Origin of the sequence: Cohnella thailandensis, from assembly GCF_014212135.1 — a bacterium.
In the GTDB taxonomy this organism is placed as follows: Bacteria; Bacillota; Bacilli; order Paenibacillales; family Paenibacillaceae; genus Cohnella; species Cohnella thailandensis.
In genome coordinates this window covers 363,333-378,062 of sequence record NZ_JACJVQ010000008.1, presented here as the reverse complement: position 1 = coordinate 378,062, position 14,730 = coordinate 363,333, and the positions used below count along the sequence as shown (strand labels likewise).

The 14,730-nt window shown below is 59.9% G+C and carries 6 protein-coding genes; all 6 read left to right on the top strand.

The features are described 5' to 3' along the window. The first annotated feature begins 426 nt into the window (after positions 1-426). The 6 genes from H7B67_RS13015 to H7B67_RS12990 all read left to right on the top strand — a co-directional run bounded on the left by H7B67_RS13015 (position 427) and on the right by H7B67_RS12990 (position 14,680). The gene (locus tag H7B67_RS13015) at positions 427-2,067 is read left to right on the top strand and encodes an extracellular solute-binding protein (protein WP_185120249.1); all 1,641 of its coding nucleotides are present in this window, start codon (positions 427-429) and stop codon (positions 2,065-2,067) included. A 73-nt stretch (positions 2,068-2,140) separates the two neighbouring features. Continuing rightward, positions 2,141-4,387 (top strand): helix-turn-helix domain-containing protein, encoded by a 2,247-nt coding sequence (locus H7B67_RS13010; RefSeq protein WP_185120248.1) that lies wholly within the window; start codon positions 2,141-2,143, stop codon positions 4,385-4,387. Positions 4,388-4,594: 207 nt separating this feature from the next. Continuing rightward, positions 4,595-6,754 carry a glycosyl hydrolase 115 family protein gene (locus tag H7B67_RS13005; protein ID WP_185120247.1) on the top strand — a complete coding sequence of 720 codons (2,160 nt, stop codon included), beginning with the start codon at positions 4,595-4,597 and terminating at the stop codon, positions 6,752-6,754. A gap of 22 nt (positions 6,755-6,776) precedes the next feature. Further along, positions 6,777-8,468, top strand: coding sequence for an alpha-L-rhamnosidase-related protein (locus H7B67_RS13000; protein ID WP_185120246.1), 1,692 nt, complete (start codon positions 6,777-6,779; stop codon positions 8,466-8,468). Between the two features lie 483 nt (positions 8,469-8,951). Beyond that, positions 8,952-13,001 carry a glycoside hydrolase family 3 C-terminal domain-containing protein gene (locus H7B67_RS12995; protein ID WP_185120245.1) on the top strand — a complete coding sequence of 1,350 codons (4,050 nt, stop codon included), beginning with the start codon at positions 8,952-8,954 and terminating at the stop codon, positions 12,999-13,001. Positions 13,002-13,558: 557 nt separating this feature from the next. Continuing rightward, positions 13,559-14,680, top strand: coding sequence for an NAD(P)/FAD-dependent oxidoreductase (locus H7B67_RS12990; RefSeq protein WP_185120244.1), 1,122 nt, complete (start codon positions 13,559-13,561; stop codon positions 14,678-14,680). Positions 14,681-14,730 lie beyond the last annotated feature (50 nt).

Genomic DNA, 14,730 nt, shown 5'->3' with positions numbered 1-14,730 from the left:
ATGTCGAACAATCAATATTGTTCGACATTTTTTAGTTTAACCCATTCAAGCCGGAAATACGCATGGTTTGCAGCGCAAGGCTGACCGATTTCAAGAGACATACCGAATTCAGATTGGCTCCTCGGGAAAGGCTGCGGCCGTCCCGCGAAGTCGAGTCCGAAGCCGTTAGCGCTCGTCCCCGGAGGACGGGCGCTGCTTCTATTTGAGGCCGTCGAGCCCAGTCGCACCAAGGGATTCGGAATTCGGTTCATGCTTGGAAAAGAGACTATTGTTCCGCCGGCGGGCCTCCCCGTATAGTTTGGATACCCGGTCTCCATAAGCGAGACCCGCTGGAGAAAGTCTGATTTTTGGTTATTCCCTCTGTTTTTTAAGAGGTGAAAAACATAGCGGTTTGGCCTAAAATATTCGTAAAGGGGAGTAAAAAAAATGCAAGCAAAGCAAAAGAAATGGCTTGTTGCATCGGCTGCCGCGGCTCTGCTGATGAGCGTGCTGACGGGCTGCTCCGGGAATTCAAATGAAAGCGGTTCCGAGTCGCCGGCTTCCGCTTCGGCATCCTCGGGAAGCGAAACGAACGGCTCGGTGCCGAAAGGCGATCCCGTTACCCTAAGAGTGGAAGTGTTCGATCGGGGCAACGCCCCGGCAGGGGCCGGGCCGGTCACCGACAACTACTGGACGCAATGGATCCAGAAGAACTTCGGCGACCCGAACAATATCAAGATGGAATTCGTTCCGGTTCCCCGGAATCAGGAAGTCGACAAGCTCAACGTGCTCATGGCGACCGGAGACGCTCCGGACATCGTTTTCACGTACGATATGAACACGATCTATAACTACGTCAAAGACGGCGGCTTGACCGACGTCGGCGCGCTGATCGACCAGTACGGCCCGAACCTGAAGAAGTTCCTCGGCGACGAGGTTCTGTCCTACGGCGTATTCAACGGAACGCAATTCACCATTCCGGCCAAGCGGACGCTGCAGTTCACTCAGTCCTCCTACATTCGCAAGGACTGGTTGGATAAGCTCGGCTTGCCCGTACCGACGACGACGGAGGAATTCTACAACGCTATGAAAGCGTTTAAAGAGAAGGATCCCGGACAAACCGGCGGCAAGGCGATTCCTTACGACTTCAGCGCATGGGACGGCACGACGATCACGAGCCCCGGTCTCCTCATCAATTCGTTCAACGAGCCGCAGTCGGAGGAAGACTTCTACGCGCTGTCGTCCTCGAGCAATATCCCGGAGATCATGAAGCCGGGCTACAAAGAAGGCTTGCAGTTCCTTAACAAGATGAATGCGGAGGGCCTTATCAATTCCGACTTCGCGCTGGATAAAGACGGCAAGCAATTCGAGAGCGACGTGGCGAACGGCTATGTCGGCGCCTTCACCGCGCTGGCCGCTCACCAGAACCTGATGGCTCCGGGCGCCGTGTTCGATACGCTGAAGAAGAACGTTCCCGGGGCCGAGTACGTCGCGATGGACCCGTTCACGGACGCGGAGGGCAAGACGCCTAAGGCAATCTACGACCCGATCGGCGCCCATATCATGATCCCGAAGACGAGCAAGCACGCGGCTGAAGCGATCAAGTACCTGGATTGGATGTCCCAGTCGGACGTTCTGTTCAAGCTCCAGAACGGCAACGAGGGCGAGCACTACACGCTCGAGAACGGATATCCGAAGGCGATCACGACCGACGAGGCGAAGAAGACGTTCTACAACAACAGCGATATCGCGATTATCTCCAACGGCAAGGACTTCGGCTCCGAGGAGAAGAATATCGAAGCGACAGGCTTCCAGTTCCCGGGCTACTCGGAGCTCGCGAAGCAGACGATCGTCAACGCGCTGAAGGACGGCTACACGCTGCCGCGCTTCGACCGCCCGATCGAGGCCGAGATCAAATACGGCACGACGCTCAAGAGCAAGGTGGTCGAGATCGTCGTGAAGAGCATCCTGGCGAAGCCGGATAAATTCAGCGACACGTTCGACGCCGGCGTTCAGGAATACCTGAAGCTGGGCGGGCAGGCCATTATCGACGAGAGAAGGGCCGCTTATCTGGACATGAAGAAGTAAGCAATCGGAAGGACAAACCCCACAGCCGGGCATGGGGATTGTCCCTCTTATCTTGAAACGGGGGATGGGGCGGATGAAAGGCAACAACCACTATATTCGAAGGATGCTGTTCTCTTATCTCCCCATCCTGTTTATCACGGTCAGCGTGCTGATTTTTATTTTTTTCTCCGTCATGAACCAGCTTTACGTCCGCAACGCGATCCAGGCGAACCGCCTGACGGCCGAATACGTCGCCAATATGGTGGACAGCTCGCTCAAGAACATCTCCTTCGACGCGCAGGAAATCATCGAGCCGGGCGGCACGCTGCAGAAGTTTCTGGATGAACCGTCGGATCGGCTGCTGGATTACCAAGTGTCCAACCTGTTAAGCGGCCTTATGGTCCGGTACGGCTTGATCGATTCCGTCTACCTGTACCGCGCCAAAGACGACCGGGTGCTCGACCAGAGCGCTTTGCGGCCGCTCGGCCAGTTCCCGGACCGAGACTATATTCTCGAATCCCTGGAGCGCGCGTATCCGGGAGTTTGGTCGTCTCCGCGCCTTAAGGAGAACGAATATTTAGGCAAGCGAACGGCTTCGAGCCTGGTCACGACCCTCGGCTTCCGGGTTCCGCGCAACTCGGGAAGCCTGGGGTACTTGATCATTAACGTGAAGGTAGCTTCTTTGAACTCGTTCGTGAATCAAATGATCGACCCGAAGATTACGGAAGCGAAGCTGTACGATGCCCAAGGCCTTTCCATGGACGGGGAGAGCAAGCCGGAAGCGCCGAAGTCCAAGCTCGGAGCGGATATCGTCTCGGACTATACGGGATGGACCTATCGAATCAGCATCAAAGGCGGGCAATTGCTCGAATTCCTTTTTCACGGGAGCACGGTCTGGGTTTGGCTGGGAATCGGCTCGATCGTATTCGCCATCGGTTCGACCTTCTACGTCGCCCGGAGAAGCTACAAGCCGATCGAATCGATCATGAACCGCATCGAGCGGTTCTCTTCCGCGGTCAAGGGGACCGATCGGAAGGCCGACGAGACGGAATTCGCGTTCATCGATCAGGCGATCGAACGGTTGATTACGAACAACATGGCCTTTCAAGAGCAGCAGCAGGAGCATCTGGTCATTCGGAGGCAGCAATTCCTCCAGCTCCTGCTGAAGGGCGAGTACGAAGGCGACAAGGCCGCCTGGGAGGAGGAACGGCAGCACTTCGGGCTGTCGGACGGCCATTTTATCGTCGCCGTTCTGGAGCTCGACCACTATGTTCAATTCGGCCTTAAATACAATCCGAACGATCAATCCCTGTTCAAGTTTATCGTCAGCAGCGTGACGATCGAGACCGCCGAGCAGCACGGCCTCAAGATCGTGTCCGAGTGGGTCTCCAAGAACCAATTCGTCATTCTTCTCATCTCGGAGGACGGCGGAGCCTTGGAGCATCGGATGCTGCAGCTCTGCGAGCAGGTCCGCTCTTGGGTAGAGGGCCACCTCGACTTCACCGTCACGATCGGAATCGGAACGGCTGCCGGGGACGAGGCTTCCATCGGGCGCTCGTACGAGGAAGCGGAGGCGGCGGTCAGCCGCAAGGTGACGCTCGGCCTCAACCAGATCATCGACGCGGTGGAAGTGAAGGGGAAGCCGGACGGCGAATGGTTCGCCTACCTGGAGATCATCCGGACCGTCGTACGCCAGCTTCGCTTGTCGGAGAACGAGTGGGCGGGCGAGCTGAAGCGGCTGTTCGGAGAGATCGCGGCGAAGCGGCTGCGCAAAGACGATGTCGATCGGCTTCTGCACTATTTCGTTTTCCACTTGGAGTATGAATTGGAAGGCGCTCTGCCCGAAGCGATCAAGAGCTTCAGCCGGGACGCCAAGCCTGCCCTGCTGGCCGCTATGGAAAGTTCGGACACGCTAAAGCAGCTTGAGGCGGAATTCGCGCACGCTTTGGGACTGCTCTCGGAGCAGATCGCCGAGCTGTCGCAGAGTCGCCGCTATAACGCCTTGATGCGGGAGATTCGCGATTACGTCGCGGAACACTTCATGGATCCGAACCTCTCCCTGACCCTGCTCAGCGACCGGTTCCAGATCAACCCGAAATACTTAAGCCAGCTGTTCAAAGAGAGTATCGGAGAGAACTTCAGCGACTTCCTGATCGGGCTGCGGATCGACTACGCCAAGCGTCTGCTCCGGGATTCGGACGTGACGGTGCAGGAGATTTCGGACCTGCTGGGGTACTCCAACTCGACTTCGTTTATCCGGGTGTTCAAGAGAATGGTCGGCTTGTCCCCCGGCCAGTACCGGGAGGAACAACTGAAGAGCGCGGGTTCCGATGCGGGGTGAGGGCCTTGACGATTCCGGGCAACCGCGGAATGCCTGGAACCGGCAACTATTAGCTCTATGGCCGCGGAAGTAGGGTACTGGGTGCACCGCATCGACGGGAATGCGGGGCTTCTGGCCAAAGTGGGGTACCGGGTGCATTCTCGATCTTAATAAGCGATTGGTTAATAGGATTAGTAAGATAGCATTCGTTAAAAAGGAGCTAGGAATATGGCGCATCGAGCAAACGAGCAACTGAGGCTGTCGGGGAGAGTTCGAATAGATGTTCCAGAGGGGATGCCTTCCCCGGTTCGGCATGCTCTCCGAATGCTGGCAAGGGACTTCGAGGCCGTTCTGGGCGCGGAACCCGAGATTGTCGAAGGCACGGCGAGGGATGCAGGGCAGGAGATCGGCGGGGAGCAAAGCAAAGCGGCGGAGCTGGCGATTATCGGAGGGAAAAGCAAAGCGTCCGAGCTGGCGATTCGTTGGGCGGAGGAGAGCGACGGCATCCCGAGGCGCCCCGAGGCGTATGGGTTCCGGTTCCGTTCTAGCGAGGACGAATGCGGCGCGGACGTGAATATCATCGGCCATGACGAGCTGGGCCTCGTTTACGGCATGCTGGAATTCAGCCGGCGTTTTCTCGGCATCCAGCCTTTCTGGTTCTGGGCGGACCAGGAGATCGTTCGTCGCGACGAAATCGTTATCGATGGCGAAGACTTCGACTCGCCCGAGCCGAAGGTTCGGTATCGCGGCTGGTTCGTGAACGACGAAGTATGCCTCATCGGCTGGAAGGATCCCTACCCGCCCAGCCGGGAGGTGTGGGAGCCCGTCTTCGAAGCGCTGCTGCGCTGCGGAGGCAACATGGTCATTCCCGGCACGGATCTGCCCAGGGACGGGATCCATTATAAGCTGGCCGCGGAGATGGGCCTGTGGGTCATGCATCATCACGCCGAGCCGCTAGGCGCCGAGATGTTCCTGCGCGCTTATCCGGGCAAATCCCCGAGCTACCAACGGGAGCCGGAGCTGTTCGAGAAGCTGTGGCGGGAAGCGATCGAGGAACAGAAGGACAAGAAGGTCGTCTGGGTGCTCTCGTTCCGCGGCCAAGGAGACAAACCGTTCTGGATCGACGATCCTTCCTTCGATACGCCGGAGAAGCGCGGGGCCATGATCAGCAGGGTCATCCGGAAACAATACGACATGATCGCCCGGGAGGTAGAGAATCCGGTCTTCTGCGCGGCTCTTTACGGCGAGATCTCCGAATTGTATAAAGGCGGCTGCGTCGACTTGCCGGATGACGTCATCAAGGTGTGGGCCGACAATGGCTACGGCAAAATGGTGTCCCGCCGGCACGGCAACCAGAACTATCGCGTGCCGGCCTTGCCTGCGAAGGATGACGGAGGCAAGCATGGAGTGTACTATCACGTAACGTTCCATGATCTTCAGGCCTCCAATCATCTAACGACGTTCCCGGGCTCGGCCGAATTTATCAAGGAAGAGGTGGAAGCGGCGTTCGCGTCCGGAGCCGACGAGTATGTGCTCGTGAACAGCGGCAACATTCGGCCTCACGTTTATACGCTGGATCTCATTCGCGAGCTATGGAACGAGGGCGAAGCCGATGCCGGCGAGCATCTCCGGCGATTCGTCCGAAGCTATTATCGGGACGGTCACGAGGAGCTGGAGGAGCTGTACCGCACGTATTCCGAAGCGGCGATTCCGTACGGGCCGAACGCGGACGATCGGGCCGGGGACGAGTATTATCACCATCCGGCGAGGCAGATCATCGGGCATTGGCTGACGGGGCAAGGGGCCGAGCCGGATCCCCGGTTGTTCTGGGCGGTCGGGGACGCTGCGTTCGGCGAGCAGGTGAAGGGGTTCGAGAGGCTTCTTGAGCCTGGCATGAAGAGCTGGGAATCCTGGCTCGAGCGATGCGACGAGGCGCTGGCGAAGCTAGGTCCGGACGACCGTCGCAGGGCGCTGGACCAGCTGCGGTTCCACGGCGCTCTGCATTTGTCCGGCTGCGAAGGGTTCTATTGGCTGTGCCGTTCTTACGGGGAGTATGCGGAGAAGCGCTATCCCCAGGCGTTCGTCCTCGCTTCGAAATCGATGCGAAGCTATCGAAGAGGGCTTGAGATCCTACGGGATTCCGAACGCGGAAAATGGGACCGTTTCTATCAAGCGGACTGGCTGACGAATATCCGGAGCACCGTGGAGAACGTGGACACGCTCCGCCGGTGGCTTCGTTTGCACGGCGACAGTCCGGACTTTTTCCTCTGGTATAAGGAATTCCTCATGCCGGTCACGGAGAAATACATTTACCTCGAGAACACGCATCGCAACCCGCTGTCGGACGATGAGCTGGCTCTCCGGCTTGAGGAGTTTTTCGGGCTCTAAGCAAACTTGGAGGTGAAACCGAATGAGCATGCGAAAATGGAAGGACAGAGGGCTCGCGATCGACCCTCGCACCCGAGCCTATGTGGAGCCGACGCGTATTGTATGGACTTCGGGCTCCGGCGCCGCCTCCGAGGTGGTGAATCCGGAGGGATTGCTGACGGCTAATGGCGGTCAGGTCACGAAGGAGGCGCTGAACGCCTGCATCCTTCGCCATAAAGGGGAGGCGCCCGGAGTTCTGCTGGACTTCGGAACGGAACTGCACGGCGGGATCCGAATCGCGGTCGTCGAAGGCCGAGGGTTCCCTTCGCGGACCGCGCGGGTTCGCGTCCGGCTCGGCGAATCCGCCATGGAGGCGATGAGCGAGCTCGGAGGTCCGGCGAACGCAACCAATCACCATGCGGCCCGCGACAGCATCGTGGACGTCAGCCTGCTCGGGGGAGCCGAGTTCGGCGCTACCGGCTTCCGCTTCGCGCGGCTCGATCTGCTCGACGAAGGCGAGCTGGAGCTGCAGAGCGTTCAGGCCGCGTTCGTGTACCGGGACATCGAGTACAAGGGCAGCTTCCGCTGCAGCGATCCTCTGCTGGATCGCATCTGGGAAACCGGAGCGTACACGGTTCACCTGAATATGCAGGAATACCTGTGGGACGGGATCAAGAGAGACCGGATGGTATGGACCGGCGACATGCATCCCGAGGTCGCGACGATCTGCGCCGTGTTCGGCGAGCAGGAGGTCGTTCCTCGGAGCATGGACTTCAAGAGGGACCGTTCTCCGCTGCCGATGTTCATGGACATGCCGACCTACTCGATCTGGTGGCTGCTCGTCCAGCACGATTGGTATATGCAGCATGGCAATCTCGCTTATCTCGAACAACAAAGAGTGTATATCGCCGGACTGCTGCGCGAGCTCGCGGGCAAGGTAGAGGCGGACGGAACGATCCATGTGTTCCGCCCGTTCCTGGATTGGCCGGCTTCGTCCAATCCGGAGGGCGTAAACGCCGGCGTTCACGCGCTGTTCGTTCTCGCGATGCAAGCCGGGGCGCGCCTATGCCGTGTGCTCGGCGAAGAAGAGAGCGTCTCGCTCTGCGAATCGCTGGAGCGTAGGCTGCGCGAGCGCGTGCCGCATCATGCGGGCAGCAAGCAGGCGGCAGCCCTGCAAGCTCTCGCCGGGCTGATGGACGCGGCCGCCGCGAACCGCGAGGTCATCGCGCCGAACGCGCCCGGCGGCTATTCCACGTTCTACGGCTACTACATGCTCCGCGCCCGCGCCGAAGCGGGCGACATCGCCGGCAGCCTCGACAGCATCCGCTCGTACTGGGGCGGCATGCTGGAGCTTGGGGCCACGACGTTCTGGGAGGACTTCGACATCGCCTGGATGGAGAACGCGGCTCGCATCGACGAGCTGACGCCGCCCGGCAAAATCGACGTGCACGGCACCTACGGAGGCTACTGCTATCAAGGCTACCGGCACAGCCTGTGCCACGGCTGGGCTTCCGGTCCGACCGCATGGCTGTCGGAATACGTACTCGGCATTACGCCCGCGGAGCCGGGCTTCCGCAAGGTGCGGATTCGCCCGCGGCTCGGCGATCTGGAGTGGGCGGAGGGCACGTATCCGACGCCGCGCGGGATCATCCGCGTTCGCCACGAGCGCGCCCCGGACGGCAGCGTCCGGACGGAGTATACGGTGCCGAACGGCGTGGAGGTTGCAGCGGATTAGCTCCACGTACGAATGACCTTTTTCCCCGATTAACCGAACTCAACCGCATAACCGAGAACGTCCGGCATCCGTCAGCCGGGCGTTTTTCCCTTTTTCAAGGCAACCACCGGTTCGGCCTGCCCTAACGGAACTGAGAGCCTCTATTCGAGTTCAAATCAGTCCTTTTCGATTCTAACGGAAGCAGGAGCCCTTATTTCAGTCAAAACAACTCTGTTTCCATCATTTCCTTGTAAATAGCGGCTCTCAGTTCCGTTAAATTACTAAAGTTGGATTTTGAAGCTAGATACAGTCTCTCAGTTCCGTTAAACCTGTTTAGGACGGATGGAAGCCGCTACTTGGTCGGCAGAACCAAGAAGAATATCCAAAAAATCCGGATCAAAGCCGAAAAAAGCGTGGCTTATCCCCGATTAGGTAAGCGATTACAATTGGGTTTGACAGCCAATGTAAGCGGTTCAAAAATTTCAGGGGAAAAGGAGTCACGGTATGAGAGCAATGAGTAGAGACAGCCTTCTGAAGAGGATGACGGCGGTCGGCTTGGTCCTGGCCCTTATGAGCTCGATGGTCTGGGCGGCTCTGCCGCAAGCGGCGAAGGCGGCCGGGGAATCGGCGGTCGAATTCCGGAGAGACGCCTCCGGCATGCCGATTTTCGACGGAGTGGCCGGTCATCTGGACGCGTTCGTCGATTTGATCTTGTCCGACATGAGCATCGAGGATCTGGCTTACTACGCGGATCAGAAAAGCGCGGGAAGCCCGCGGAAGATCGCGGCCGGCTACACGCTTCCGGGTACCGCGGCGGGCGGCGTCGACCGCGTCATGGGCGTCAGCACCGACATGCCTTCGATGCTTGCCCTGGGGCAGAGCTGGAACAAGGAGCTGGTGAACGAAGTCGGCACGGTGATCGGCAACGAGCGCCGGGGCGAGGTGAACCTGTCCGATCCGAACACGCTGATGTATTCGGCGGTATCCGACATGCGGACCAATCCGCTCAGCGGAAGGTACGAGGAGGGCTACGGGGAGGATCCGGTGCTGGCCGGCACGCTCGTGAACGAGATGGCGAAGGGAATTACGGGCTACGGCGAGGCGGGCAACGAAGACGGCTTCTGGCTGAAGGCGCAGCTCGGCACGAAGCACTACACGAATTATTTGGCACAGTGGTTCCGCCAGAGCGGGCAGTTCGACGCGAGCGCCCGGGCTCTTAACGAGTATCAGTTGAAAAGCTTCCTGTATCCGCTTCAAGCCGGAACCGTTCAAAGCCTGATGACGACCTACGGGCGGACGAACGGCATTCCGAACCATATCTCGCCGAATATCATCCGGGCCACGAACGCGAATCCGTACGACATGATGTCGGTAGGCGACTTCGTCGGCGCGGACAGCAACATGACCGGCGGCTTCAACAACGGGTATCAGAATTACACGGACGCGGAAGGCAAAGCCGCCCTGCTGCTGCTTAGCGGCAATCACGCGAACACGTTCGGGTCCTCCCAAGCCGACATCGTAAGCGCGGTGACGAAAGGCGCATACGGTGTCACGCGCAAGGAGCTGGAGGACAACGTTCGCGGCCAGATCGAGATGTGGGTGCGGACGGGCTACTTCAACGAGAAGAACGACAACGGCTCGCCGCAAAGCTATCCTTTCTCGGAGCTGGCGAAGGATCGCTCTCCTCGGAATTATTCCTTGAGCGACAGCCAGGGCATCGCCCTGGACGCCTCGCGCGAGAGCATCGTGCTGCTCAAGAACGACGGCGGGGTGCTGCCGCTGGACAAATCCGACAAGGTCGCGGTGACGGGGCTTCTGGCCGACACCCGGTTCAAGGCGACTTATTCCGTGTCGGCCACACCATCGCTTCCGGACGCCGGCCTGTCCCCGCTCGGGGCGATTCGCGAAGCGATCGGCGAGGACAACGTCGATTACGGCACCGGCGCTCCGATCGTCGCGTTCGAATCCGTCTCGAACGGGCGCTCCGTCACCGCTTCCGTCTATTCCGGCGGCGAGCAGGTTGCGGCATCCTATGAAGCGCCCGACGAGAGCAGCGTGACGGACAGCGTTTATGCCTACAAGGCGGAAGGCAAGGCGTACACGGCTTCCGAAGCGTTCGAAGCCTATGCTTGGGGCCAAGGCGGCTACAGCTTCCTGTCCCAGGCGAACGGCAACTGGTTAAAGAACGAGACGGACGGAACGATCCGCAACAGCGACAAGACGACGCTCAACCTTAAGGAGAATCCGTTCTCCAACGTAGCGGACGCGAGTACGCTTCCCGGACGTTTCCGCGTCGAGACGAATGCGGACGGCACCGTGTCCCTGATCGCGGGAACGTACACGGAGAGCTTCACGGGCGGCTTCGAGACGGCCTATTACACGTCCGGCAAGTTCGTGACGGTGAACGGAGAGGGCGGTCTCGCCCTGGCGGCGACGCCGCTAACGGACGCGGCCGGAGCGGCGGCGCGCACGGGCAGCGAGAAATTCCGCGAGATCGTCCTGAAGGAAGCGGGCGCGGACGCGCAGGCATGGGCGACCGATAACGATTACGCGGTCGTCGTCGTCGGCACTCCGGCCCGCCACAGCTCGGGCGAGGGCGCGGACCGCTCCGATCTGAACCTGGGCGAAGACCAATACGAGATCGTATCGAAGGTAGCCGAAGCGTTCCCGAAGAAAACGATCGTCATCGTCAAGGCCAACGCGCCTGTGAATATGCAGGAGATCCAGGATAACGCCAACGTCGCGGCCATTCTATATCAGCCGTATGCGGGCCAATACGACAGCAAGGCTCTGGCGGAAGTGCTGTTCGGCGATTACGCGCCGACGGGCCGCCTGACGTCGACCTGGTACGCGGGCACGGAATCGTTCCCGGCGCTGAACGCTTATTCGCTGCCTCCGGCGGCAAGCTCTCCGACTTCCCTGAGCCAGATCGACCCTCGCTTTACGGTCGACATGACGAACGGCGACCCGGCCGAGAGCGGAATGACCTACATGTACACGGACGCCAAGGTGACTTATCCGTTCGGCTTCGGGCTAAGCTACGGCAGCTTCGATTATTCGAATCTCGCGGCGCCTTCCGGCGCTTCCGGTGACCAGCCTTTCGAGGTGACGGTGGACGTCGCGAACACGGGCTCCGTGAACACCTCGGAAGTCGTTCAGCTCTATATCCGGAACAATAACTCCTCGTACGGAGCATACGTGCCGAAGAAACAATTGGTCTCCTACGAGAAGGTCTATGTAGAAGCGGGGCAGAAGAAGACGGTCCATCTGACCGTGGATCCGTCCGACTTCGCGGTGTGGGACGTCAACCGCGGCGAATACGTCGCCGAGACGGGCAGCTACACCTTGATGGCGGGCCGGTCTTCCGACGATCTTCCGTTGACGGCGACTCTCTCTTATAACGGCTCCGCCATCGCGGCATTGGATGCGACGACGAATGCGGTGAGCGTGTTCGATCATGCTTTTGCGTCCAATGACGTGGTCTATCGCGAGGTCTCCAAGCTTCGCACGGCCGAAGGCCTGAAGGCCAAGCTGTCCGAGAACGGCTACTATGCGGTCATGTCCAAGAACGGCGGCTCCTGGGTTGCTCTGAACCGCGTCAACCTGACGGGAGCAACGGGAATCAAGCTGCGCGGCGCTTCGACGAACGCGACCTCGGTCGTGGAAGTCCGGGCGGATTCTCCGACGGGAACCCGCTTAGCCGTCCTTACGTTCGATGCGACGCCGGTCGCGACCCGCGACGTAGCGGGAAGCGACTTCAAAGTCGTCGAGCTGGATTACGCGGAAGTCACCGAAAGCTTGTTGGCCTCTGCGTCCGGCACGCATGACCTGTACCTCGTCTTCAAGAATCCGGACATTCGCGTAGACAGCCTTCAGCTCGTCGGCACGGGTTCGTCCGGAGGCGGCAATCCGACTCCTCCGGCCACGACGAACCCGGATCCGGACGATTCCGAGGGAACGGATACTCCCGATCCGGGAGAGCAAGGGACGGACGGCTCGACGGCCATGACCTTCAAGGACGTAGGACCGAGCTATTCCTGGGCGGCCGAAGCCATCGGCAAGCTGGCGGCGGAAGGGATTATCCAGGGAACCTCGAAGGATACGTTCGAGCCCGCCAAACCGGTGACGAGAGCGGACTTTGTCCTGCTGCTCGCAAGGGCGTTCAAGCTGTCGAGCGGCGACGCGGCAGCCGGCTCCTTCTCGGATGTCCCGGCGAACGCCTATTATGCCGAAGCGGTGGCGATTGCGAAGAGCCTGGGCATCGTCCAAGGCTCGGGCGGCAAGTTCGATCCGCTTGGCCCGATCTCCCGCCAGGATATGATGGTCCTGATCGCGAGAGCGCTCAAGGCGAACGGCAAGCTGGACGAGACGGGAACGTCCGACGATCTCGACGCCTTCGCGGACGCCGGGAAAGTCTCGGCTTACGCCAAGGAAGAAGTCGCGGCGCTCGTTAAAGCCGGCATCGTCGAAGGGGACGGCAGCCGCTTGAACCCGACGGCAACGACATCCCGGGCGGAAGCCGCGGTCGTTCTGTACCGAATCTATAAGATGTAACACAAGGCCCTCTCCTAGCGACCTTCGGTCGTCGGGAGGGGGCTTTTCCGACGCTGCGGCAGTCGGGCGATTCCGCCGATGTAGGTAGTCACACTGCCCTCTTTCGCTAGTAGCCGACCGATTCCGCCGATGTAGGTAGTCACACTGCCCTCTTTCGTCTATAGTCGGTCGAATTCGCCGATGTAGGTAGTCACACTGCCCTCTTTCGTCTATAGTCGGTCGAATTCGCCAATGTAGGTAGTCACACTGCCCTCTTTCACCTATAGTCGAATGATTTCGCCAATGGAGGCAACGGCGTTCCTCGCATTCGCCGACAGCCGAGCATTTTCTGCAATGAAGTTCCAGCGATTCCTTTTCACGGACAGGCCATACCGGGTTCCCGTCTGAACGAAGGGGAGAGGCGGCATAAGCGAGCCCAAGTACAGACCATCTCTGATCATGGGCAGGGTTCGCTCCAGGTCGGAAAAGGTGGTCTGCGCAGGCGTTTGCTTGAAGGCCCGATGAATCCAATGGTAGTATTTATGAATAGAGCCATAGGGATCGGAAAGGAATACGCCATGAACAAATTCATCGTCGTCGGAGCCGGAATTCTCGGAGCGTCGACTGCTTATCAGCTAGCCAGAATGGATGCGGACGTTACCCTTATCGATCGCAAGGATCGGGGACAGGCGACGGACGCCGCCGCGGGCATTATTTGCCCCTGGCTGTCGCAGCGGCGCAATCAGGCTTGGTACCGGCTGGCCAGGGCGGGCGCGCGATTTTATCCGGAGCTGATCGAGCAGCTGCAGAGCGAAGGGGAGACCGAAACCGGCTATGCCCGGGTCGGGGCCTTAAGCATTCATAGCGACTCGGAGAAAATCAAAAAGATGGAGGAGCGCGCGACGGCGAGGAGAGAAGAGGCTCCGGAGATCGGAGAGATTGCGAGGCTTGATGAGCAGGAGACTCGGGAGCTTTTTCCCCTGCTGGCGGAGGGCTATCTTGCCGTTCGGATCGGCGGCGCTGCCCGGGTAGACGGCCGCGCGCTGCGAGATGCGCTCATTCGCTCGGCCGTCCGAAACGGAGCCCGTCTGGTCCGCGGAGATGCGGAGCTGACTTATGAGGGGAATCGCGTTACGGGGGCTCGCGTCGGCGGGCAGCTCTACGCGGCGGACGCTACGGTCGTATGCGCGGGCGCCTGGGCGAGAGAGCTGCTGCTGCCTCTGGGAGTTCGCTTTAACGTAGGTTATCAGAAAGCGCAGATCATGCACCTTGAGCTGGAGGATGACCCGGATACCGACTCGTGGCCCGTCGTCATGCCGCCCACCGACCAATACCTGCTCGCTTTCGAGAAGGGGAAGATCGTCATCGGGGCGACGCACGAGAACGATATCGAAGGCTACGATACGAGAGCGACCGCCGGCGGAATGCAGGAGGTTCTGAACAAAGGGCTGGAGCTGGCGCCGGGCTTGGCCGACGCGGCCTTCTCGGAGGTGCGCGTCGGGTTCCGGCCGTTCACCCCCGGATTTCTGCCGGTCATCGGCGCCGTCCCCGGATGGTCCGGCCTTCTTGCGGCTAACGGGCTCGGGGCGTCCGGCCTGACGGTAGGGCCATATCTGGGAAGCCAATTGGCGAAGCTGGCGCTGAAGCATTCGCTAGAGATCGACCTGGCCGATTACGATATTCGCAAGGCGATGGACTAGCCTCCGCTTTGCAGAGAGTCTGAGGTCTTTTGGTTAAAGTGCTGACGACG